Origin of the sequence: uncultured Pseudomonas sp. (assembly GCF_943846705.1) — a bacterium.
GTDB lineage: Bacteria > Pseudomonadota > Gammaproteobacteria > Pseudomonadales > Pseudomonadaceae > Aquipseudomonas.
The window spans coordinates 3,699,614-3,721,607 of the sequence record NZ_OX044366.1; the positions used below are offsets into that span (position 1 = coordinate 3,699,614).

Sequence of the window (21,994 nt, forward strand, 5' to 3'; positions counted from 1 at the left end):
AGCGGATCGCCCACGACCTGAGCAACCGCTGTAACACGTGTTTGCATAGCGAAAACAATCCATTGCTGGCGATGCAAAATGCCTAAGGAGATCAACATGAGCGCAAAAGTCTGGCTGGTAGGCGCAGGCCCTGGTGATCCGGACTTGCTGACCCTCAAGGCAGTCAAAGCCCTGAAGCAGGCCGACATCGTGATGATCGATGACCTGGTCAACCCTGCGGTGCTGGAGCACTGCCCTGCTGCGCGAATCATGCCGGTGGGCAAGCGCGGCGGTTGTCGCTCCACCCCGCAGGCGTTTATCCAGCGCCTGATGCTGCGCTACGCGCGCCAGGGTAAATGCGTGGTACGCCTGAAGGGTGGCGACCCGTGCATCTTCGGCCGCGGCAGTGAAGAGGCCGACTGGCTAAGCGAACATGACATCGAGGTAGAGCTGGTCAACGGCATCACCGCAGGATTAGCCGGTGCAACTAATTGCGGCATCCCCCTGACTTTGCGTGGGGTAGCACGCGGGGTCACGCTGATCACGGCGCACACTCTGGACGACAGCAGCCTGAACTGGGCAGCCCTGGCCCAAGGCGGGACCACCCTAGTGGTGTACATGGGCGTGGCTAAGCTGGCAGAGATCCGCGAAAGTTTGCTGGCCGGCGGCATGCGTAGCGACATGCCCGTGGCCATGATTGAAAACGCCTCGCTCCCCCAGCAGCGTGAATGCCGCAGCACGCTCGCCGCGATGCAGCAGAGTGCCCATGACTTTCAACTGAAGAGTCCGGCCATCCTTGTCATTGGTGAGGTGGCGAACCAAGCGAATGTGCACGTTACGGCTCTAAGTGCCTGAGCACCTCGCGACTCAGCGAAGTTGCTTTAGCCAGGCCGCCGGGCTTTTCACAGGCAAAGAAAAGCCCGGCCTAAGCCGGGCTTTTCTATACAGCCAGATCGCTTACTGCTTGATCTGAGCTTCTACTTCAGCTTCTACGCGGCGGTTAACAGCGCGACCGGAGTCAGTGGCGTTGTCAGCAACCGGACGAGCTTCACCGTAGCCAGCAGCGTTAACGCGGTTAGCGTCTACACCGTACTGGTTGACCAGAACTTCACGGACAGCGTTAGCACGGCTCTCGGACAGTTTCTGGTTGTAGGCGTCGCTGCCCTTGGAGTCAGTGTGACCTTCAACCACGGTGGTGGTCTGTGGGTACTGCTTCATGAAGTCAGCCAGGTTCTTGATGTCGCCGTAGCTTTCTTCTTTAACGCTGGCTTTGTCGAAGTCGAACTTAACGTCCAGCTCAACACGAACCAGTTCCATCGGCTCTTCAGCAACAACCGGCTCAGCAACCGGCTCAGGAGCAGCAGCCACTACCGGGGCTGGCTTGCTGCCGCCGCCGAAGTTCATGCCGATACCGACGCTTGGTGCCCACTCGGTGTCGCCCTGGTCGATGTTGTACTGAGCTTCAACGCCAGCACGGGCATAGAAGTTGTCAGTGAAGTAGTACTTAGCACCGCCGCCAATGTTGGCAAAGGTAGAGCCGTTACGGCCGTTACGACCGGATTGACCGATGCTCTGATCGGAGAAACCTGCCGAAACGTAAGGACGCAGCGCGTCGCCAGCGTTGTTGAAGTGGTACAGAGCATCCAGAGCGGTGTTAGAGCCCTTGATGTTACGGCCATCTTCGCCACGGGCGTTGTGCACTTCATCATAAGCCAGACGCAGTTCAACGTCGTCAGTCAGGTAGTAGCCAATGCTGCCGCCGAACAGGTTGCCGTTGTTTTTGAAGTCACGGGCGCTGTCGAACATTTCTTTCTTGGCAAAACCTTCCACTTCTACAGCGCCTTGACCCTGAGCCAGAACGCTAAGTGAGGCTGTGGCCAACAACGAGCCAATGACAACGCCTAAAGTGTTTTTCAATTTCATTACTAATGTTCCCTATCTCATGGTGGCCAGTAAGTTGTCTGACAAACACAAGACAACTCAGCAGGTAATTCTACCAGAATTAACCGGTAACTATGATGCGTTTACTCCAGATAAGTTTCCGTGCTGTCGGAAAATTTATCGCGCAACCGATCAAGAGCGCGTTTATAGCGCATTTTCGTGGCGCTCAGGCCCATGTGCATGATGTCGGCAATCTCCTGGAACTCCAGCTCTGCGACAAAACGTAGCACCAGAATTTCCCGGTCGATTGGGTTGACGTGTACCAGCCAACGATCAAGCCCGCCCTTGTCCTCAGGTTTTGGCTCCTTTTCTTCAGAGGCCTCTTCGAGCGGGTCCAAACTTAAGGCGTCAATAAGGCGGCGTTTGCGGCGCTCTTTACGGTACTGAGTGATGCATTCGTTGTACGTGATGCTGTACAGCCACGTTTTAAACTTTGACTTACCCTCAAAGTTTTTAAGGCCATATAAAACCTTGAGCATTACTTCCTGGCAAACATCATCGGCATCACGGTCGTTTCCCAAATAACGCGCGCAGACATTGAATAAAGTGCGTTGATAACGACGCATCAGTTCTTCATAGGCACGGGTTATGTGGAACAACTCGTCATGGGCGCGCGCCACCAACTCTTCATCCGAGAGCTCGCGGGGGTCGTATCGCAAAGATGCAGAGTGGGCTTTATTCAAAACGAGTCGGGCCGACAGTCAGGACATAAGCCAACGCAGCCTGAGGATCAGGCTGCTGTTTGGCCGCATACAATAACAGGGATTGGCCTTAGCGGCTGCTTACCTGCTGCTCAAGCAAGGTACGGTTGGCCACTGAAACCAGCTCGCCCGCGTCCGTTAGGAGCGTGGTTTTGACCGTACCGATCTCTTCGATCTGCCCTTCGACCTCACCAACCTGTACTTGTTGCCCCACCTCATACAATTCGCGCACATAAATGCCGGCCAGAATCTGACTGGCGATACCACGGCTGCCCAGACCGAGCGCCAGAGCGACCGCCAGCCCTACCGAGATCAGCACAATGGCAATCACGTTGTTCAGCAGATCTGTCTTGACCTCAAGCTGTCCGATGGCCACCGAAATACTGATGATGATCACCAGGCCCTGGGCAATCCGCCCCAGCCCGCTGGCATAATCCAGCCCTACACCCTCTGCCGCGCCGCGCACCAGCCCGCTGACCAGTTGCGCCAGCAGCACGCCGGCGAGCAGCACCAAAGCGGCACCAAAGACTTTCGGCAGGTACAGGGCCAGTACATCAAGAGTCGCGGAAACCCGCTCCAGACCGAGGGACTCGGCAGCGGTAACCAGAAAGATCAGCAGCACGAACCAGTAGACGATTTTCCCGATCAGCGTCGATACCGGTACCTGAATACCGCCACGGCTAAGAATTTTGGTCAGGCCAGTACCCGCCATCAAACGATCCAGACCGATCTTGCCGAGCAATTTCGACAGCAGCGTGTCGAGGAACTTGGCCACCACAAAACCCAGCAGCACCACGACCATGGCGCCAAACAGCCGCGGGATAAAGGCGGCAATTGGGGTCCAGACGCTGGCCATTGCGTCAACCAGCACTTGAGTAAATTCCATGCTCAGTCAGCCTTATCAAGAGAAGAGTCAGAAGATTTGCGGCGCGAAACCGGTGCAACATGCGCCGAGCCGTTATTTATCGCGATCATCAGCGCACCTGCCCAGTGCCCCATCAAGGCAAACAAATCACCGGCACCGACCTGGCGGTTAGCGGTTTTCAGCACGCGATGCAGGCAAGCGTCATCGTCGTGATTCGAGGCGGGCGACTTGAGTAAATCGCGCAGTGATTCTTCAAAGGGATCGTGCATGACGCACCTCACAGGATGTGACGGCTAGACGAGATCAACACTGGACAGGTCACATCAGATCCAGCGCAAGCGTCGAAACAGCAACCACTGCACCAGCGCCACCAGCGCCATTAACGAACAAGCCAGCAGAAAGCCATACGGACTCTCTGAACCCGGAATGCCACCGACGTTGATCCCGAGCAAGCCCGTTAGAAAGCTCATTGGCAGGAAAATCCCGGTAATGACGCCAAAACGGTACATGGTGCGGTTCATCCGCTCATCCATGCGCCGATTTTCAGCTTCAAGCAGCAGATTGACCCGCTCACGACTCAACTCCAACTCTTCAAGGTAACGCGTCAGGCGGTTATTCAGCTCATTCCAGTAACTGCTTTCGGCACCGACAAGCCAGGCCTGCGCACTGGCCGTTAGCTGCCCATAAATATCACGCTGAGGCGCGAGAAAGCGTCGCAGACTGGCGGCACGGCGGCGGATTTGCAGCAATGCGGAGTGGTCCGGGGCCTCGCTCTCCATAGCATCGGCGCGCTCTTCCTGCTCATCAACCTGCTCGGACAGCTCGCCAACCAGCAGTTCGATCTTGTCCGTCAGGTAATGCGCAAGCCGCAGAATCAGTTCGGAGGAGGTTTTCGGCCCTCGGCCAGCTAATAAGTCTTCGACCAAGGCTTCGGTTGCATGCAAAGGCCGTAGACGCAGAGAAATTGCGCGCCGGGCATCGGCAAAAATGCGCACCGAGACCATGTCCTCGGGCTCTGCCCCAGGATTAAGGTTCAGGCCACGCAGAAACAGCAGCAACTGCTGCTCCTGCAACGCCAACAGGCGTGGGCGGGTGTTCTCCTCCAACAGCAGATCGCAGGCGAAGCCACTCAGGCCGCTCTCTGTACGCAGCCAAGTCTGCGTCTGCGGATGACTGCGATCCCAGTGCAACCAGAGGCTTTCCTGCTCGCCCAGCTGCAACCCTTGCAGCGCCTGCCGGGTAATGCTGCGCGCACCACCCTGACCGTTGAGGACAAAGGCGTGCACCAAGCCCCATTGCGCATTCTCACCTTCGTCCATGCCAACGTCCTGCAAGCTCTCTACTCCGGCATCTGCAACGCAGATGGCGAGATGATCACACCATTGTTGTCGGCGTAGATAAACTCACCCGGACGGAAGGTCACGCCAGCGAAAGTGACAGGCACGTTGAGGTCACCAATGCCGCGCTTGTCGGTTTTCATCGGGTGGCTGGCCAAGGCCTGGATACCTAGGTCGGTTTGCGCCAGTACGTCGACATCGCGCACACAACCGTAAACCACAATGCCTTCCCAACCATTTTTCGCGGCTTTCTCGGCAAGCATGTCACCGAGTAACGCACGGCGCATTGAAGCACCGCCATCAACCACCATAACCTTGCCTTTACCTGGCTGCTCAACCTGCTCCTTGACCAGCGAGTTGTCCTCAAAACACTTGATGGTGACGATTTCGCCACCGAAGGAATCGCGGCCACCAAAGTTGCTGAACATCGGTTCAACCACCTGGACCAGTTCCGGGTAGGCGTCGCACAAATCAGGGGTGATGTAGTACATGGCAAAGCTCCTTGGATAGTGTGAGGGCGCTGACAGGTCGATCCCGACCCGATGCGCATCATAAACCACAGGCTAACTCGCAAAATTGGCACAGGGCGCATTCAACGTGCAGCCACTGGCCAGGTCAAACTCAATTTCGTGCAGCAGGCTGCCGTAGCGCAGCAAACGGTTGAGGCCTGCAGACCTCCAGCCTAGCGGGTATCAGCCCCACGTTTACTCGGCAGACGTGACCGCGCGGCCCTCCAACTTACTGCTTTCCAGCTCGGCTGGCACTTCCTGACTCCTGCGCAACCACTGCTCAAGCAAGGGCCACACCTCGCGCTGCGCTTCTTTACTGATCAACATTTCGACATGGCCAAAATCGCTGCTGAAGCCATGTTTCTGGCCCAGACAGAGAAACTCACTCAAGGGTGAACCGAACTGCTTAAGCAACTTCTCACACGCCCAGGCCGGATCCTGCTCATCGCCCAGCGCAGCCACCGCCAAAACCGGCACCCGCACCTCGGCTAGCCCCGCCCACCAGTCGCGTTTCGCATCACCAAAACGGCCGAACAAACCATGCCAGCGCAGGCTCTCAACCACTAGGCCAATCGGCTCATCTTCCGGGCCGCGCTTGAGCCGCGAGCCGGAAAGCACCGAGAAGCGCTTAAGCAGCAGCCGTGCAGTCCACTCCAGCGGCGGCAACTTCAACGGCCAGTAAACTCGGCTGATCTGGCTGCCGAACAAGGCAGTGGAAGCAACTTTGCACTGATCCAGATAATGCCCACCCAACGCGCCGGCAAGAATGATCCCACCCAGGGAGTGCCCCAACCAATGGGCCTTCTGCGGGTTCAGCTCGTAGACAAAATCAGCAATGGCCGGCAGGTCGAAACGCACGTAATCACTGACCGTGTTGCGCGAGTAGTTGCGGTTACGTGGCGACAAACCATGACCGCGCATCTCGGCGATCCATACATCGAAGCCGGCACGCGCCAGGTAAGGCCCAAGACCAATACCCTTGGGCGAAAACCAGAAGCGCCGATTGGAAAAACTACCGGGAATCAGGATCACCGGTTCGCCGCGGTCGTGCTCATGGCCCGCACGGCCTAAGCGCGTCAGGGCCAGCTCAACAGTTTTATCCGGGCTGTTACCGGGTTTGAGCCGATAAACATCCTCGCTCAAGTCGCCACGGAGTTCCGCGCTGATCAAGGCGACGGGGAAAAGCTCACTGCTGCTTTGCATCTTTTTTCGCTCTGGTACAACCAATTGCCGGGAGCAGTTTTCACGTCGCCTAGCGACGGCCCGAAAGGTGGCCGCCAAGAATGGCAGGCCATAAAAAAGGGCAGGTTCAACCCGCCCTTGAATTTAACGTTAACGGGCTATCAGGCAGATTGCTGGCCTTCGGCAAGGAAGAACCAGGTATCGAGCACCGAATCTGGGTTCAGCGATACGCTTTCGATGCCCTGCTCCATCAGCCAGCGTGCCAGATCCGGATGATCCGACGGACCCTGACCGCAGATGCCAATGTACTTACCCGCCTTGTTACAGGCCTGGATGGCGTTGCTCAGCAGCTTCTTAACCGCTGGATTACGCTCATCGAACAGATGCGCAACGATGCCCGAATCGCGGTCCAGGCCCAGCGTCAGCTGAGTCAGGTCGTTGGAGCCAATGGAGAAACCGTCAAAGAACTCAAGGAACTCTTCGGCCAGAATCGCGTTGGACGGCAATTCGCACATCATGATGATCTTCAGGCCATCCTGGCCACGCGCCAGACCGTTCTGCGCCAGTAGATCGACCACCTGGCTGGCTTCACCGAGGGTGCGCACGAACGGCACCATGATCTCGACGTTGGTCAGGCCCATTTCGTTGCGTACTTTCTTCAGCGCGCGGCATTCCAACTCGAAGCAATCGCGGAACGATTCGCTGATGTAACGCGAAGCACCACGGAAGCCCAGCATCGGGTTCTCTTCTTCCGGCTCATACAGCTTGCCGCCGATCAGGTTGGCGTATTCGTTGGACTTGAAGTCCGACAGACGCACGATGACCTTCTTCGGCCAGAACGCGGCGGCCAAGGTGCTGATGCCTTCGACCAGCTTCTCGACGTAGAAATTGACCGGATCGTCGTAACCGGCGATGCGTTTCTCGACGCTTTCTTTGATCTCCGGCGGCAGGCCGGCGAAGTTCAGCAGTGCCTTGGGGTGCACGCCAATCATGCGATTGATGATGAACTCCAGTCGGGCCAGGCCTACGCCCTCGTTGGGCAGCTGGGCAAAGTCGAAGGCACGATCCGGGTTGCCGACGTTCATCATGATCTTGAACGGCAGATCCGGCATGGCATCGACCGAGTTCTTGCGGATATCGAAGCCCAACTCGCCTTCGAAGATAAAGCCGGTATCGCCTTCGGCACAGGAAACCGTCACACCCATGCCGTCTTTCAGCACCTGGGTGGCGTTACCGCAGCCAACTACAGCCGGGATGCCCAACTCACGGGCAATGATCGCCGCGTGACAGGTACGCCCACCACGGTTGGTGACGATGGCGCTGGCGCGCTTCATCACCGGCTCCCAGTCCGGGTCGGTCATGTCGGAGACCAGCACGTCGCCGGGCTGGACTTTATCCATCTCGGATACGTCATTAATCACCCGCACACGGCCGGCACCGATCTTCTGGCCAATAGCGCGACCTTCAACCAGTACAGTGCCGGTTTCCTTGAGCAGGTAGCGCTCCATGACATTGACATTGGTGCGGCTTTTTACGGTTTCCGGGCGGGCCTGCACGATGTACAGCTGGCCGTCGTCACCGTCTTTGGCCCACTCGATGTCCATCGGGCGGCCGTAGTGCTTCTCGATGATCATCGCCTGCTTGGCCAGCTCGCTGACCTCGGCATCGCTGAGGCAGAAACGTGCACGCTCGGCGCGATCGACATCGACCACCTTGACCGATTTACCGGCCTTGGCTTCGTCGCCGTAGATCATCTTGATCGCTTTACTGCCCAGGTTGCGGCGCAGAATGGCCGGGCGGCCGGCTTCCAGCGTCTGCTTGTGCACGTAGAACTCGTCGGGGTTAACCGCGCCCTGCACCACGGTCTCACCAAGGCCATAGGCGCCGGTGATAAACACCACGTCGCGGAAGCCCGACTCGGTATCGAGGGTGAACATCACACCGGCAGTACCGGTTTCCGAACGCACCATGCGCTGCACACCAGCAGACAAGGCGACCAGCTTGTGGTCGAAGCCCTGGTGTACGCGGTAGGCGATGGCGCGATCGTTGAACAGCGAGGCGAACACCTCTTTGGCGGCGCGAATCACGTTGTCCACGCCACGAATGTTCAGAAAGGTCTCTTGCTGGCCGGCAAACGAGGCGTCGGGCAAGTCTTCGGCGGTGGCCGAGGAACGCACAGCGACCGCCATATTGGCGTTATCGCCAGCCATTTCGGCGAAGGCAACGCGAATTTGCTTATCCAGCTCAGCCGGGAACGGCGCTTCCATCACCCACTGGCGGATCTGCGCACCGGTTTTAGTCAGGGCGTTGATGTCATCGACATCCAGCGCATCCAGGGCCGCATGGATCTGCGCATTCAGCCCGCTCTGCTCGAGAAAGTCCCGGTAAGCCTGGGCAGTAGTGGCGAAACCACCGGGAACCGATACTCCGGCACCGGCCAGGTTGCTGATCATCTCGCCCAGGGAGGCGTTCTTGCCCCCTACGTGCTCAACATCGTGATTGCCGAGCTTATCGAGGGAAACTACGTACTCTACCAAGGTGATCTCTCCACTAAGGTGTTGGAAAAGCTCAAGGGGCTGGGGAAACTCGCCGGCAGACTTGCCCGCACGATTGTGGCCTGGCCCTGGAAAATAAGTAACAATGCCGGCCTGATCGGCCCTGCAAAGGCGGGCCTATGATAGCCAAGATTCGTCCTCAGCTTAAGGCCCATGGCACAAATGAAACGAACCGCTTTTTTCATCTCCGATGGCACCGGCATCACTGCCGAAACCCTAGGCCAAAGCCTACTGGCCCAGTTTGAAACCATCGACTTCACCAAACTCACGCGACCGTACATCGACAGTGTGGAAAAAGCGCGCGCAATGGTACAACAAATCAACAGCGCCGCCGAGAAAGACGGCTCTAGGCCGATCATTTTCGACACCATCGTCAATCAGGATATACGCGACATCCTGGCTGAGTCCGACGGCTTTATGATCGACATCTTCGCCAGTTTTCTCGCCCCACTGGAGCAGGAACTGACCTCGCACTCATCCTACTCAGTCGGCAAGTCACACTCCATCGGCCACAACTCCAACTACATGGAACGCATTGAGGCGGTTAACTTCGCCCTGGATAACGACGACGGCGCGCGCACCCACTACTACGACAAGGCCGACATGATCCTGGTCGGCGTATCACGCTGCGGTAAAACCCCAACCTGCCTGTATATGGCCATGCAATACGGCATCCGCGCCGCCAACTACCCACTGACCGAAGACGACATGGAGCGTTTACAGCTTCCGGCCGCCCTCAAACAGTACAAGGACAAGCTGTTCGGCCTGACCATCGACCCGGATCGCCTCACCGCCATTCGCAACGAACGTAAGCCCAACAGCCGCTACGCCAGCTATGCCCAATGCGAATTTGAAGTGCGCGAGGTGGAAAACCTGTTCCGCCGCGAAAACATCGCCTTCATCAACTCCACACACTTCTCGGTGGAAGAAATTTCCGCCAAGATTCTGGTGGAAAAGGGTGTTGAGCGGCGCTTCAAGTAACCAAGATAAACCATTGATCCATAAAGAAAAGACTCTAATACATCGAGTCTTTTCTCACCCTCAAAGATTAAAACGAATCGCCCGGCACCCGCACCCAACCTTCCATCAGAATGCGCGCACTGCGGCTCATGATTGCCTTGGTGACCGCCCACTGACCATCGACCAACGCCGCCTGAGCCCCCACCCGCAACGTGCCGGATGGATGACCAAAACGCACCGCCTCACGCGCACTGCCACCGGCCGCCAGATTGACCAAGGTGCCGGGAATCGCCGCCGCCGTACCGATGGCGACAGCGCAGGTACCCATCATGGCGTGGTGCAGTTTGCCCATGGACAACGCCCGCACCAGCAGATCGATCTCGCTAGCCTGCACCGTCTTGCCACTGGACGCCTGATAGCTCTTGGGCGGCGAAACAAAGGCGACTTTCGGCGTGTGCTGACGGGTTAGTGCTTCTTCCGCCGTCTTGATCAAGCCCATGCGCAACGCACCGGCGACGCGGATTTTCTCGAAGCGCGCCAGCTGCTCAGGGTCACCATTGATCTGCTCGCGCAGCTCGGTGCCGTTGTAGCCGATGTCTTCGGCATTAACGAATACGGTGGGAATACCGGCCGTGATCATGGTCGCCTTGAAAGTGCCAACACCGGGCACCTCGAGATCGTCGACTAGATTGCCGGTGGGGAACATCGAACCACCCTCCTCGCCGTCGTCGGACGGATCGAGAAACTCCAGCACGATCTCGGCGGCTGGGAAGGTCACCCCATCCAGCTCGAAATCACCGGTCTCTTGCACCTGGCCATTAGTGATGGGCACATGGGCGATGATGGTTTTCTGGATATTGGCCTGCCAGATGCGTACCACGCAGACGCCGTTCTCTGGAATACGCGACGCATCGACCAGACCCGCATGGATGGCGAAAGCGCCAGCAGCGGTAGACAGATTGCCGCAATTACCACTCCAGTCGACGAAGGCCTTGTCGATCGACACTTGCCCGTAGAGGTAGTCAACATCGTGCTCGGCCTGGCTGCTTTTCGACAGGATCACGCACTTTGAGGTCGACGACGTCGCACCGCCCATGCCGTCAATCTGCGCGGCATAAGGGTCAGGACTGCCGATCACCCGCATAAACAGCTTATCGCGCGCGGCCCCCGGCACCTGACAGCGCTCGGGCAGATCCTGCAGACGAAAGAACACGCCTTTGCTGGTGCCACCACGGATGTAAGTGGCGGGAATCTTGATCTGGGGTAACTGGGACATGGGGATTACCTGGCCTTTGAAACCGTAGGGTGGATGGCGTTTTTTTTCATCCACCGCACACGCGGTCATGGTGGATCGATACAGCGTGATCCACCCTAGGAAAGATCGGGGCGTTGCCGCCCCGGTGGTAGATCAGCCCTTGGACGACTCAAGGAAGTCCTGAGCGAAGCGCTGTAGCACGCCGCCAGCCTCGTAGATCAGCACTTCTTCGTCGCTATCCAGACGGCAGGTCATCGGCACCTCAACGCGCTCGCCGTTACGGCGGTTGATCACTAGGGTCAGGGTCGCGCGCGGTGTGCGCTCGCCGATCACGTCATAGCTTTCAGTACCGTCGATACCCAAAGTCAGGCGCGTAGTGCCCGGCTTGAACTCCAGTGGCAGTACGCCCATGCCGATCAGGTTGGTGCGGTGAATACGCTCGAACCCTTCGGCCGCAATCACCTCAACACCGGCCAAACGAGGCCCCTTGGCGGCCCAGTCACGCGAGCTGCCCTGGCCATAGTCAGCACCGGCGATGATGATCAGGTTCTGCTTGCGCTCCATGTAGGTTTCGATGGCTTCCCACATGCGTACGACCTTGCCTTCCGGCTCGACGCGAGCCAGCGAGCCCTTCTTCACCTGGCCATCCACCACGGCCATTTCGTTGACCAGTTGCGGGTTGGCGAAGGTGGCGCGCTGCGCGGTCAAATGGTCACCACGGTGGGTGGCGTAGGAGTTGAAGTCTTCCTCCGGCAAGCCCATTTTGTGCAGGTACTCACCCGCCGCCGAATTCAGCAAAATCGCGTTGGACGGCGACAAGTGATCGGTGGTGATGTTGTCCGGCAGCACGGCCAGCGGCAGCATGCCCTTGAGCGTGCGCTCACCGGCCAGCGCGCCTTCCCAGTACGGTGGACGACGAATGTAGGTGGACATCGGGCGCCAGTCGTACAACGGGCTCTCGGCTTCGGTCACGGCGCCGAGATCGAACATCGGGATGTAAACCTGACGGAACTGCTCCGGCTTAACGCTAGCGGCAACGATGGCGTCGATTTCCTCATCGCTCGGCCACAGGTCTTTCAGGGTGACCGGATTACCGCTCTTATCCAGGCCCAGCACGTCCTGCTCAATATCGAAGCGCACGGTGCCGGCGATGGCGTACGCCACTACCAGCGGCGGCGAGGCGAGGAAGGCCTGCTTGGCGTAGGGGTGAATCCGCCCGTCAAAGTTGCGGTTACCGGACAATACGGCGGTGGCATACAGGTCGCGGTCGATGATTTCCTGTTGGATCACTGGATCCAGCGCGCCGGACATACCGTTACAGGTGGTGCAGGCGTAGCCCACAATGCCGAAACCCAGCTGCTCCAGCTCGGTCAGCAGGCCTGCATCTTCCAGGTACAGCTTGGCGACCTTGGAACCTGGGGCAAAGGAGGTTTTGACCCAAGGCTTGCGCAGTAGGCCGAGGGCGTTGGCCTTCTTCGCCACCAGGCCAGCGGCCACCACGTTGCGCGGGTTGGAGGTGTTGGTACAGCTGGTGATGGCGGCGATGATCACCGCACCATCAGGCATCAAACCGTCGGCTTCTTCAGCCTTACCGGATGCCAGCTTGGCTCCATCGGCAATGCCACGCTCGTTCAGTGCCGACGTCGGCAGGCGGCGATGCGGATTGCTCGGGCCGGCCATGTTGCGCACCACAGTCGACAGGTCGAAGCTCAGCACTCGCTCGTATTCGGCGGTGACCAGCGCATCGGCCCACAGACCGGTGGTCTTGGCGTAGTGCTCGACCAGCGCCACTTGCTCTGGCTCGCGGCCGGTGAGCTTGAGGTAATCGATGGTTTGCTGGTCGATGTAGAACATCGAGGCGGTAGCGCCGTATTCTGGGCACATGTTGGAGATGGTGGCGCGGTCGCCTATGGTCAGGCTGTTGGCGCCCTCACCGAAGAACTCAACCCAGGCACCGACCACGCGCTCAGCACGCAGGAACTCGGTGATGGCCAGGACGATATCCGTGGCGGTAATGCCTGGCTGGCGCTTGCCGGTCAGCTCGACGCCGACGATATCCGGCAGACGCATCATCGAGGCGCGACCGAGCATTACGGTTTCGGCTTCCAGACCACCCACACCCACTGCGATTACGCCCAGCGCATCGACATGCGGGGTGTGACTGTCAGTGCCGACACAGGTGTCCGGGAAGGCCACGCCGCCCCGCGCCTGAATCACCGGGCTCATTTTCTCCAGGTTGATCTGATGCATGATGCCGTTGCCGGCCGGGATCACGTCGACGTTCTTGAACGCAGTCTTGGTCCATTCAATAAAGTGGAAGCGATCTTCGTTGCGGCGATCTTCGATGGCGCGGTTCTTGTCGAAGGCGTCCGGGTCGAAACCCGCAGCCTCAACAGCCAGCGAGTGGTCGACGATAAGCTGGGTCGGCACCACTGGGTTGACCTTGGACGGGTCACCGCCCTGCTCGGCAATCGCATCACGCAAACCTGCCAGGTCGACCAGTGCGGTCTGGCCGAGAATGTCGTGGCAGACTACGCGAGCCGGGTACCAGGGGAAATCCAGGTCGCGCTTGCGCTCGATCAGCTGCTTTAGCGATTCGGTGAGGATCGCTGGGTCACAGCGACGCACCAACTGCTCGGCCAGCACGCGCGAAACATAGGGCAGCTTGGCGTAGGCACCGGGGGCAATGGCATCCACCGCCTCGCGGGTGTCGAAGTAGTCCAACACGGTGCCGGGCAACGGCTTGCGGTATTGGCTGTTAAGGGTAATGGTCATGGTTATGTACGCTCCTTGAGCGGCACGAACTTGACGTCTTCCGGGCCAACGTAATTGGCGCTCGGGCGAATAATCTTGCCGTCGATGCGCTGCTCGATCACGTGGCTGGACCAACCCGAGGTGCGCGCAATCACGAACAGCGGGGTGAACATGGCGGTTGGCACGCCCATCATGTGGTAGCTAACCGCGCTGAACCAGTCGAGGTTGGGGAACATCTTCTTGATTTCCCACATGGTCGACTCAAGGCGCTCGGCAATGTCGTACATCTTCATATTGCCCTGCTCGGCAGACAGCTCGCGAGCAACGTCCTTGATCACCTGGTTACGCGGATCACTGACGGTGTAGACCGGGTGACCGAAACCGATCACCACTTCCTTCTTCTCGACGCGGGCACGGATATCGGCTTCGGCTTGATCCGGGTTGTCGTAGCGCTTCTGAATCTCGAACGCCACTTCGTTGGCGCCGCCGTGCTTCGGCCCGCGCAACGCACCAATACCGCCGGCGATGCAGGAATACATGTCCGACCCGGTGCCGGCGATGACCCGCGAGGTGAAGGTGGAGGCGTTGAATTCGTGCTCGGCGTACAGGTTGAGCGAGGTGTGCATGGCCCGCACCCACGACTCGCGCGGCTTTTCACCGTGCAGCAGATGGAGGAAGTGACCGCCGATGGAATCATCGTCGGTTTCCACATCAATGCGCTTGCCGTTGTGGCTGAAGTGGTACCAGTACAGCAGTGCGCTGCCCAGCGAGGCCATCAGCTTGTCGGCGATATCACGGGCGCCCGGATGGTTGTGATCGTCTTTCTCTGGCGACACACACCCCAACACGGATACGGCGGTACGCATCACGTCCATCGGATGCGCCGACGGCGGCAGCTGCTCAAGGCTGACCTTGAGACTCGCCGGCAGGCCCCGCAGGGCTTTGAGCTTGGCCTTGTAACCCGCCAGTTCGGCGACGTTAGGCAGCTTGCCATGCACCAGCAGGTGAGCGATTTCCTCGAACTCGCAGCGGTTGGCAAAATCGAGCACGTCATAACCGCGGTAGTGCAGGTCGTTACCGGTACGGCCGACAGTGCACAGGGCGGTGTTGCCGGCGGCAGTGCCGCTCAGGGCCACGGATTTTTTTGGCTTGAAGCCTGGGGTGGTGGTTTCTGGGGTCGCACTCATGACTAATCTCTCCTCATCCGATCCGGTCGGGCTGTTCTTGTTATGCGCAGGCGGCTAAGACCTGCGCTCCGGTTATTTTTTGGCGGCAAACAGCGCGTCAAGGCTTTGCTCGAAGGCGTGGTAATTGATGCGCTCGTACAATTCCATGCGGGTCTGCATGGTATCGACCACATTCTTCTGCGTACCGTCGCGGCGCACGGCCATGTAGACATTCTCGGCCGCTTTGTTCATGGCGCGGAAGGCCGACAGCGGGTACAACACCAGACCAACGTCTACTGCCGCCAGCTCTTCGGTGGTGTACAGCGGCGTCGCGCCGAATTCGGTGATATTGGCCAGAATCGGTGCATTGACGCGGTCGGCGAAGGTTTTGTACATCGCCAGCTCGGTGATCGCTTCCGGGAAAATCATGTCAGCACCGGCCTCGACACAGGCTGCTGCGCGATCCAGGGCCGAGTTCAAGCCTTCAACTGCCAGCGCATCGGTGCGCGCCATGATCACGAAGCTGTCGTCGGTACGGGCATCGACGGCGGCCTTAATACGGTCGACCATTTCCTGCTGGGAGACGATCTCCTTATTAGGACGATGACCACAACGCTTGGCGCCCACCTGATCTTCAATATGAATCGCCGCCGCGCCGAACTTGATCATCGACTTGACCGTGCGCGCCACGTTGAACGCCGAACTGCCGAAACCCGTGTCGACATCCACCAGCAGCGGCAGATCGCAAACATCGGTAATGCGCCGCACATCGGTGAGCACGTCATCCAGGCCGGTGATACCTAGGTCCGGCAAACCCAGCGAACCCGCCGCCACACCGCCACCGGACAGATAAATCGCCTTGAAACCGGCACGTTTGGCCAGCAGGGCATGGTTGGCGTTGATTGCGCCAATGACTTGCAGCGGGTGCTCTTCGGCAACCGCATCGCGGAAACGCTGACCGGGACTTTTCATGCTCATGACTCACCTCGGGTTTTGGCTGTTTTGGTGGGTGCGCCCCGCTCTTTGCTGAGGGCAAAGTGGCGCTCGATATTACGTTTGGAGGCGCCGATATGCCGGCGCATCAATAACTCGGCCAGCTCGCCGTCACGTTCGGCGATGGCATCAAGAATGCGATGGTGCTCAGCAAACGCCTGACGCGGCCGGTTAGGCGTCGCCGAGAATTGCAGGCGATACATGCGCACCAATTGATACAGCTCACCGCAGAGCATCTGGGTCAGGGTCTTGTTGCCGCTGCCCTGGATGATCCGGTAGTGAAAGTCAAAATCGCCTTCTTGCTGGTAATAACCGACACCGGCTTTGAACGCCGCATCCTGCTCATGCAGGTCGAGCACCCGGCGCAGCTCATCAATTTCTGCCGAGGTCATGCGCTCAGCCGCCAAGCGACAAGCCATGCCCTCCAGCGACTCACGAATTTCATACAGCTCGATCAGCTCGGCATGATTGAGCGACACCACACGCGCCCCGACGTGAGGCACACGCACCAGTAGGCGCTGACCTTCCAGGCGGTGGATTGCCTCACGCAATGGCCCGCGGCTAATGCCATAGGTGCGCGCCAGCTCCGGCTCGGAGATTTTGCTGCCGGGGGCAATCTCACCTTTGACGATAGCCGCCTGAATACGCCGAAAAACCTGCTCGGAGAGGGTTTCAGAATCTTCTTGACTGGACTCGAACGGCTCAATCACATCAAGCATATTGTCGACACTGATTAATTTAATTGCCTAAAAACTACCCATAGCCAGCGTACAAGTCAAACAATCCTTAACTATTGTCGACAATAGTTAGCACTGCTTTAGTCGTACACGGCCGCGCCATCACACGCAAAAACGCTTACAACTGCCTGTCCTGACTGAAAAAGCCCATGGTAGAATGCCGGCCGTTTAACGCCTGCAGAGGAAATCCCCGACTGCAGGCCAAACTCCAGATCCAGGCACCCTCTGCAACAGGTGCCAGCCGCCCTCCTTCAGCCTCTCTTAACCCCGCGCCTTCAGGACTTATGACACTCAAGCCCTTCTTCTTGTTGCTATGCCTGCTACTTGCTCCCGGCCTGAGTCTCGCCGCGGAGAAGACGATCTATGGGCTTAATGAGTACGTGCGCTTATTCGACCTAGACCTGAAGCTGGCCGCCAAGCTCGACACTGGGGCAAAGACTGCATCGCTCAGCGCTCGCGACATCAAGCGCTTCAAGCGCGATGGCGAAACCTGGGTGCGCTTCTACTTGGCCATCGATGAGGCGCACAGCAACCCGATCGAACGCCCGCTGGCGCGTATCAGCAAGATCAAACGGCGCGCGGGCGACTATGATCCAGAGGAAGAAAAAACTTACACGGCGCGCCCGGTGATCGAAATGGACATTTGCATGGGCCATGCCCTGCGCACAATTGAAGTGAACTTGACCGATCGTAGTGCATTCCAATACCCGTTGTTGATAGGCTCCGAGGCACTCAAACGCTTTTCGGCCCTGGTCGACCCGAGTCTTAAATACGCAGCAGGTAAACCTGCTTGCACCCCTGACGCAAACCTTGGCGAGTAATACCCATGCGCTCTCTTACCCTCCATCTGAAAGTCCTGGTCATACTCCTTGTGAGTCTGGGCATTCTGATTACGGCTTATCAGATTTTTATCCTCGGCATCCCCATGACCGAGGACGAAACTGATGACCTGTGGAACATCGACGCCAAAGTCGAGTTCCAAGCCAGCCCGCGCGAGCCGGTCAAGCTGCAGATGTTCGTGCCGCCACTGACCCAGGACTACGTCAGCCTGAATGAGAGCTTTATCTCGAATAACTATGGCGTCAGCATCAACCGCGCCGACGGCAACCGCAAAGTCACCTGGTCCGCCCGCCGCGCCAGTGGCAAGCAGACCCTGTACTACCGCTTGGTGCTGACCAAGCGTTACAGCGGCGAACAAGCCAAGGCCAAAGGCCCGATCTTCCGTGACAGCATCCCCGTCGAAGGGGCCGAGAAGATTGCCGCTGAAGCCTTGCTCGCACCGATCCGCCAACACTCGGCAGACGTCGAAACCTTCATCAGCGAAACCATCAAACGCGTCAACAACAGCAACGACGACAACGTCAAACTGCTGCTCAGCGGTGATACTTCTACCGCCAACAAAGCCACGGCCATCGAGTTGCTACTGTCCATTGCCCATGTGCCGATGCAGCGCGTGCACACCATCCGCCTTGCCGCTGAAATCCAGCAGAGCCCAGAGCTTTGGCTGCGCAGCTTCAACGGCGAGAAATGGCTGTACTTCAACCCGGAAAGCGGCGAACAAGGCCTACCGGCTGATCGCCTAGTCTGGTGGACCGGCGATGACAGCCTGGTCACCCTGGAAGGTGGCAAGCAGGCGCAAGTCAGCTTCAGCCTGAACAACAGTGAAATGAACGCCATTCGTTTGGCCAAACTGACCGACGAAAACACCGACGCCGATTTCCTCGAATACACCCTGTATGGCCTGCCGCTGCAGACCCAGCAGACCTTTATGATCATGGTGATGATCCCGATCGGCGTGCTGGTGATCCTGATCCTGCGCAACCTCGGTGGCCTGCAGACACTCGGCACCTTCACCCCGGTGCTGATTGCCCTGGCCTTCCGCGAGATGCAGCTGGGCTACGGCATTGTGTTCTTCACCATCATCACCGCACTCGGCCTATCGCTGCGCTCCTACCTTGAACACTTGAAGCTGCAGATGCTGCCACGCCTGTCGGTGGTGCTGACCTTCGTCGTCGTGTTGATCGCCGCCATCAGCCTGTTCAGCCACAAGCTGGGGCTTGAGCGCGGTCTATCGGTCGCGCTGTTCCCAATGGTGATTCTGACCATGACCATCGAACGCCTGTCGATTACCTGGGAAGAGCGCGGCGGTGGCCATGCCTTCAAGGTCGCCATCGGCACCCTGTTCGCCGCCACCCTGGCGCACTTGCTGATGAGCGTGCAGGAGCTGAACTACTTCATCTTCACCTTCCCTGCGGTGCTGATGATCATGGTTGGCTTTATGTTGGCGATGGGTCGCTATCGCGGTTACCGCCTGACCGAACTGTTCCGCTTCAAAGCCTTCCTCAAGGACTAATGCCATGCTCGGTCTGATCAAGACGTGGAAAGCCCTTGAAGCCAAAGGCATCATGGGCATCAACCGACGCAACGCGGACTACGTGCTGAAGTACAACAAACGGCACCTGTACCCGATCGTCGATGACAAGATCATCACCAAGCAGCGCGCGATCGAAGCGGGCATTGATGTGCCGGAAATGTATGGCGTCATCGAGACCGAGAAAGGCATCGACAAGCTGCGTGAGATCATTGGCGACCGCCCTGACTTCGTGGTCAAGCCCGCACAAGGCGCTGGCGGTGACGGCATTCTGGTGATCGCTGATCGCTTCGAAGACAAGTACCGCACCGTCTCGGGCAAGATCATCAGCCACGAGGAGATCGAGCATCAGATCTCCAGCATCCTCACGGGCCTCTACTCGCTAGGTGGCCACCGTGATCGCGCGCTGATCGAATACCGCGTTACCCCGGACCAGATCTTCAAAAGCATCAGCTATGAAGGCGTGCCGGATATCCGCATCATCGTGTTGATGGGCTACCCGGTAATGGCCATGCTACGCCTGCCAACCCGCCAATCCGGCGGCAAGGCCAACCTGCACCAGGGCGCTATCGGCGTAGGGGTGGACATGGCCACTGGCGTGACCTTGCGCGGCACCTGGCTGAACAACATCATCAGCAAGCACCCAGACACCACCAACGCGGTGGATGGCGTGCAGCTGCCTAACTGGGACGGCTTTATGAAGCTGGCAGCCGGCTGTTACGAGCTCTGCGGTCTTGGTTATATCGGCGTGGACATGGTGCTGGACCAGGACAAAGGCCCGTTGATTCTTGAACTCAACGCCCGCCCCGGCCTGAACATCCAGATTGCCAACGACTGTGGCCTCACCCACCGTGCCCATGCGGTTGAAGCACGTATCGCCGAGCTGAAAAAGAAAGGCATTGTGGAAACCCCTGAAGAGCGCGTGCGTTTCTCGCAAGAGCTGTTTGGCCACATACCGGCAGCCCAGGGCTGATCTAACGCACAGCTAAAAACCCTGGATTAGTCGACGTCAATCAGGCGCAATACCGACACCCTGCGAGGACAATGTTCTCGCAGGGTGTTTTTTTTCAGCGACCATCAAGCACACACTGGCGTGGCCAGCACCGACCTTCCCATCCAGATCAACGAAGCCTGCGCAAGCGCTAGGATGAATCTGAGCGACGTTCTACAATCGGCGCCCGCGCACCTCGAACGTGTCATATGCCTACTTGCCTTGTACTGCCTTTACCCTACCAAGCAGACCCTTCGCGTTACTTCAGCTGTGTCATGCATGCACCCGGCGCAGTCTTGCTGGATGCCGGCCGGCCAACCGCGCAGCGCGGGCGCTATGACCTGATGAGCGCATGGCCCTCGACTGAACTGCTAGCAGCGCCTGACGAAACGGCCAACGCCTTTTTACAACGCTTGCGCCAGAGCCTGAGCGCCCTGGGCGAAGCCCAAGCGCCCGCCGACAATCCGCTGCCCTTCGTCGGCGGCCTGATTGGCTACCTGAGTTACGATTTTGGCCGCAGGCTGGAGCACTTGCCCGCCGACGCTGTCGACGATCTCAACCTAGCGGACGCACGCTTTGGTGTGTATGCCTGGGCACTGATTAATGATCATCAACAACAGCGTAGCCAGCTGGTCTTTCACCCCAGCCTGGCCACCGCCGAACGCCAGCGCTTGAGCGCACTGTTCACCCAGGCGGCAGCGCCTGCAGGGCAACCCTTCAAACTGCTCGAACGTTTTCGCGCCGCCATCACGCAAGCGCAATACCAGCAGTGCTTCGCGCGCATTCAGGCGTATATCCAGGCGGGCGACTGCTACCAGGTCAACTTTGCTCAACGCTTTCAGGCGCGCTACCAGGGCTCACCCTGGACGGCTTATCAGGCATTACGCGCCGCTTGCCCGACACCGTTCTCCGGTTATCAGGCGCTGCCAGAAGGTGGCGCGATTATCAGCCTGTCGCCCGAGCGTTTCTTGCGCATCAGCGCAGGACAAGTGGAAACCCGCCCGATCAAGGGCACCCGCCCACGCCATGCCGACCCGCAACAGGATCAGGCCCAGGCCGCTGCCTTGCTCGACAGCCGCAAGGACCGCGCGGAAAACCTGATGATTGTCGACCTGCTACGCAATGACCTGGGTCGCAGTTGCACAATCGGTTCGGTGCGGGTGCCGGAGCTCTTCGCCCTGGAAAGCTACCCCAACGTGCATCACCTGGTCAGTGCCGTGACCGGCGAATTGGCGGCTGACAAAGATGCCCTGGACCTGATCGCCGGCAGCTTTCCGGGCGGCTCGATTACCGGTGCACCGAAGATTCGTGCCATGCAAATCATCGACGAGCTGGAGCCGACTCGGCGCGCACTGTATTGCGGCTCACTGCTGTACCTGGATGTGCGCGGCGAAATGGACAGTTCAATCGCCATCCGCAGCCTGCTGGCCAAGGACGGGCAGATCAGCTGCTGGGGCGGCGGCGGCATCGTCGCAGACTCCGACGCTCAGGCCGAATATCAGGAGTCCATCACCAAGGTCAAAGTGCTGCTCGAAACCCTGGAACAGTTCTGCGACTGACAGCCAATATTGCTCAGCACAGACAAAAACACCCTGCGAAGCATAACCCTCGCAGGGTGTCCAGAATCATCAAGCCACCACAGTGACCCGCTGATAAGCCCGTCAGCGCCGATGCATGACGGACTTTTAAGACGCAGTT

The 21,994-nt window shown here is 58.7% G+C and carries 19 protein-coding genes; 6 read left to right on the forward strand and 13 right to left on the reverse strand.

Annotation, left to right across the window (positions count from 1 at the left end; translation table 11 throughout):
* Positions 1-96 precede the first annotated feature (96 nt).
* Positions 97-834 (forward strand): uroporphyrinogen-III C-methyltransferase, encoded by a 738-nt coding sequence (gene cobA, locus Q0V31_RS17250; RefSeq protein WP_298189763.1) that lies wholly within the window; start codon positions 97-99, stop codon positions 832-834.
* Positions 835-936: 102 nt separating this feature from the next.
* Here the strand turns inward: cobA and Q0V31_RS17255 are convergent, their stop codons facing one another.
* The 8 genes from Q0V31_RS17255 to ppsA form a co-directional block, all read right to left on the reverse strand.
* On the reverse strand, positions 937-1,902 hold the full coding sequence (locus tag Q0V31_RS17255) for an OmpA family protein (RefSeq protein ID WP_298189765.1): 966 nt from the start codon (positions 1,900-1,902) through the stop codon (positions 937-939).
* Positions 1,903-2,003: 101 nt separating this feature from the next.
* Positions 2,004-2,603: an RNA polymerase sigma factor SigX gene (gene sigX, locus Q0V31_RS17260; RefSeq protein ID WP_298189769.1), complete on the reverse strand. Its 600-nt coding sequence runs from the start codon at positions 2,601-2,603 to the stop codon at positions 2,004-2,006.
* An 88-nt stretch (positions 2,604-2,691) separates the two neighbouring features.
* Entirely contained in the window at positions 2,692-3,507 is an 816-nt protein-coding gene (locus Q0V31_RS17265) for a mechanosensitive ion channel domain-containing protein (protein ID WP_298189772.1), read from the reverse strand.
* Between the two features lie 2 nt (positions 3,508-3,509).
* Positions 3,510-3,755, reverse strand: coding sequence for a CrfX protein (locus Q0V31_RS17270; protein WP_298189774.1), 246 nt, complete (start codon positions 3,753-3,755; stop codon positions 3,510-3,512).
* Between the two features lie 54 nt (positions 3,756-3,809).
* Positions 3,810-4,805 (reverse strand): CorA family divalent cation transporter, encoded by a 996-nt coding sequence (locus tag Q0V31_RS17275; RefSeq protein WP_298189776.1) that lies wholly within the window; start codon positions 4,803-4,805, stop codon positions 3,810-3,812.
* A gap of 20 nt (positions 4,806-4,825) precedes the next feature.
* The gene (gene rraA / locus Q0V31_RS17280; RefSeq protein WP_298189780.1) at positions 4,826-5,314 is read right to left on the reverse strand and encodes a ribonuclease E activity regulator RraA; all 489 of its coding nucleotides are present in this window, start codon (positions 5,312-5,314) and stop codon (positions 4,826-4,828) included.
* Between the two features lie 213 nt (positions 5,315-5,527).
* The gene (locus Q0V31_RS17285) at positions 5,528-6,535 is read right to left on the reverse strand and encodes an alpha/beta fold hydrolase (RefSeq protein WP_298189781.1); all 1,008 of its coding nucleotides are present in this window, start codon (positions 6,533-6,535) and stop codon (positions 5,528-5,530) included.
* 140 nt (positions 6,536-6,675) lie between these two features.
* Entirely contained in the window at positions 6,676-9,051 is a 2,376-nt protein-coding gene (gene ppsA / locus Q0V31_RS17290) for a phosphoenolpyruvate synthase (RefSeq protein ID WP_298189784.1), read from the reverse strand.
* A gap of 180 nt (positions 9,052-9,231) precedes the next feature.
* Between ppsA and Q0V31_RS17295 the strand changes: the two genes are divergently transcribed.
* A complete protein-coding gene (locus Q0V31_RS17295; RefSeq protein WP_298189786.1) occupies positions 9,232-10,050 on the forward strand; it encodes a pyruvate, water dikinase regulatory protein in 819 nt (272 codons plus the stop codon).
* Between the two features lie 67 nt (positions 10,051-10,117).
* Here Q0V31_RS17295 and prpF read toward each other — a convergent pair whose 3' ends face one another.
* The 5 genes from prpF to Q0V31_RS17320 form a co-directional block, all read right to left on the reverse strand.
* A complete protein-coding gene (gene prpF, locus Q0V31_RS17300; protein WP_298189788.1) occupies positions 10,118-11,305 on the reverse strand; it encodes a 2-methylaconitate cis-trans isomerase PrpF in 1,188 nt (395 codons plus the stop codon).
* 132 nt (positions 11,306-11,437) lie between these two features.
* Positions 11,438-14,059: a Fe/S-dependent 2-methylisocitrate dehydratase AcnD gene (gene acnD / locus Q0V31_RS17305; RefSeq protein ID WP_298189790.1), complete on the reverse strand. Its 2,622-nt coding sequence runs from the start codon at positions 14,057-14,059 to the stop codon at positions 11,438-11,440.
* A gap of 2 nt (positions 14,060-14,061) precedes the next feature.
* Positions 14,062-15,225: a 2-methylcitrate synthase gene (prpC, locus tag Q0V31_RS17310; RefSeq protein ID WP_298189792.1), complete on the reverse strand. Its 1,164-nt coding sequence runs from the start codon at positions 15,223-15,225 to the stop codon at positions 14,062-14,064.
* Between the two features lie 72 nt (positions 15,226-15,297).
* Positions 15,298-16,182: a methylisocitrate lyase gene (gene prpB, locus Q0V31_RS17315; RefSeq protein ID WP_298189795.1), complete on the reverse strand. Its 885-nt coding sequence runs from the start codon at positions 16,180-16,182 to the stop codon at positions 15,298-15,300.
* Positions 16,179-16,916 carry a GntR family transcriptional regulator gene (locus Q0V31_RS17320; protein WP_298189797.1) on the reverse strand — a complete coding sequence of 246 codons (738 nt, stop codon included), beginning with the start codon at positions 16,914-16,916 and terminating at the stop codon, positions 16,179-16,181. Before Q0V31_RS17320 ends, prpB begins: the two co-directional genes overlap by 4 nt.
* 302 nt (positions 16,917-17,218) lie before the next feature.
* On the opposite strand from Q0V31_RS17320, the gene Q0V31_RS17325 reads away from it, so the two are divergent.
* The 4 genes from Q0V31_RS17325 (at position 17,219) to pabB (ending at position 21,855) form a co-directional block, all read left to right on the forward strand.
* The gene (locus Q0V31_RS17325; protein ID WP_298189800.1) at positions 17,219-17,755 is read left to right on the forward strand and encodes an ATP-dependent zinc protease; all 537 of its coding nucleotides are present in this window, start codon (positions 17,219-17,221) and stop codon (positions 17,753-17,755) included.
* A 5-nt stretch (positions 17,756-17,760) separates the two neighbouring features.
* Positions 17,761-19,287, forward strand: a complete 1,527-nt coding sequence (locus tag Q0V31_RS17330) for an inactive transglutaminase family protein (protein WP_298189802.1) — start codon at positions 17,761-17,763, stop codon at positions 19,285-19,287.
* Positions 19,288-19,291: 4 nt separating this feature from the next.
* Complete coding sequence (locus Q0V31_RS17335; protein WP_298189805.1) at positions 19,292-20,278, forward strand: alpha-L-glutamate ligase-like protein; 987 nt, start codon at positions 19,292-19,294, stop codon at positions 20,276-20,278.
* Between the two features lie 227 nt (positions 20,279-20,505).
* Positions 20,506-21,855 carry an aminodeoxychorismate synthase component I gene (gene pabB / locus Q0V31_RS17340; RefSeq protein ID WP_298189807.1) on the forward strand — a complete coding sequence of 450 codons (1,350 nt, stop codon included), beginning with the start codon at positions 20,506-20,508 and terminating at the stop codon, positions 21,853-21,855.
* Positions 21,856-21,994: the final 139 nt, after the last annotated feature.

Coding starts and splice junctions, on each gene's coding strand:
- rraA (WP_298189780.1), bottom strand. CDS start 5,314: ATGTACTACATCACCCCTGATTTGTGCGACGCCTACCCGGAACTGGTC.
- prpB (WP_298189795.1), bottom strand. CDS start 16,182: ATGAGCATGAAAAGTCCCGGTCAGCGTTTCCGCGATGCGGTTGCCGAA.
- cobA (WP_298189763.1), top strand. CDS start 97: ATGAGCGCAAAAGTCTGGCTGGTAGGCGCAGGCCCTGGTGATCCGGAC.
- prpF (WP_298189788.1), bottom strand. CDS start 11,305: ATGTCCCAGTTACCCCAGATCAAGATTCCCGCCACTTACATCCGTGGT.
- Q0V31_RS17265 (WP_298189772.1), bottom strand. CDS start 3,507: ATGGAATTTACTCAAGTGCTGGTTGACGCAATGGCCAGCGTCTGGACC.
- Q0V31_RS17285 (WP_298189781.1), bottom strand. CDS start 6,535: ATGCAAAGCAGCAGTGAGCTTTTCCCCGTCGCCTTGATCAGCGCGGAA.
- Q0V31_RS17320 (WP_298189797.1), bottom strand. CDS start 16,916: ATGCTTGATGTGATTGAGCCGTTCGAGTCCAGTCAAGAAGATTCTGAA.
- acnD (WP_298189790.1), bottom strand. CDS start 14,059: ATGACCATTACCCTTAACAGCCAATACCGCAAGCCGTTGCCCGGCACC.
- Q0V31_RS17335 (WP_298189805.1), top strand. CDS start 19,292: ATGCTCGGTCTGATCAAGACGTGGAAAGCCCTTGAAGCCAAAGGCATC.
- Q0V31_RS17255 (WP_298189765.1), bottom strand. CDS start 1,902: ATGAAATTGAAAAACACTTTAGGCGTTGTCATTGGCTCGTTGTTGGCC.
- Q0V31_RS17295 (WP_298189786.1), top strand. CDS start 9,232: ATGAAACGAACCGCTTTTTTCATCTCCGATGGCACCGGCATCACTGCC.
- Q0V31_RS17330 (WP_298189802.1), top strand. CDS start 17,761: ATGCGCTCTCTTACCCTCCATCTGAAAGTCCTGGTCATACTCCTTGTG.
- Q0V31_RS17270 (WP_298189774.1), bottom strand. CDS start 3,755: ATGCACGATCCCTTTGAAGAATCACTGCGCGATTTACTCAAGTCGCCC.
- Q0V31_RS17275 (WP_298189776.1), bottom strand. CDS start 4,805: ATGGACGAAGGTGAGAATGCGCAATGGGGCTTGGTGCACGCCTTTGTC.
- prpC (WP_298189792.1), bottom strand. CDS start 15,225: ATGAGTGCGACCCCAGAAACCACCACCCCAGGCTTCAAGCCAAAAAAA.
- Q0V31_RS17325 (WP_298189800.1), top strand. CDS start 17,219: ATGACACTCAAGCCCTTCTTCTTGTTGCTATGCCTGCTACTTGCTCCC.
- pabB (WP_298189807.1), top strand. CDS start 20,506: ATGCCTACTTGCCTTGTACTGCCTTTACCCTACCAAGCAGACCCTTCG.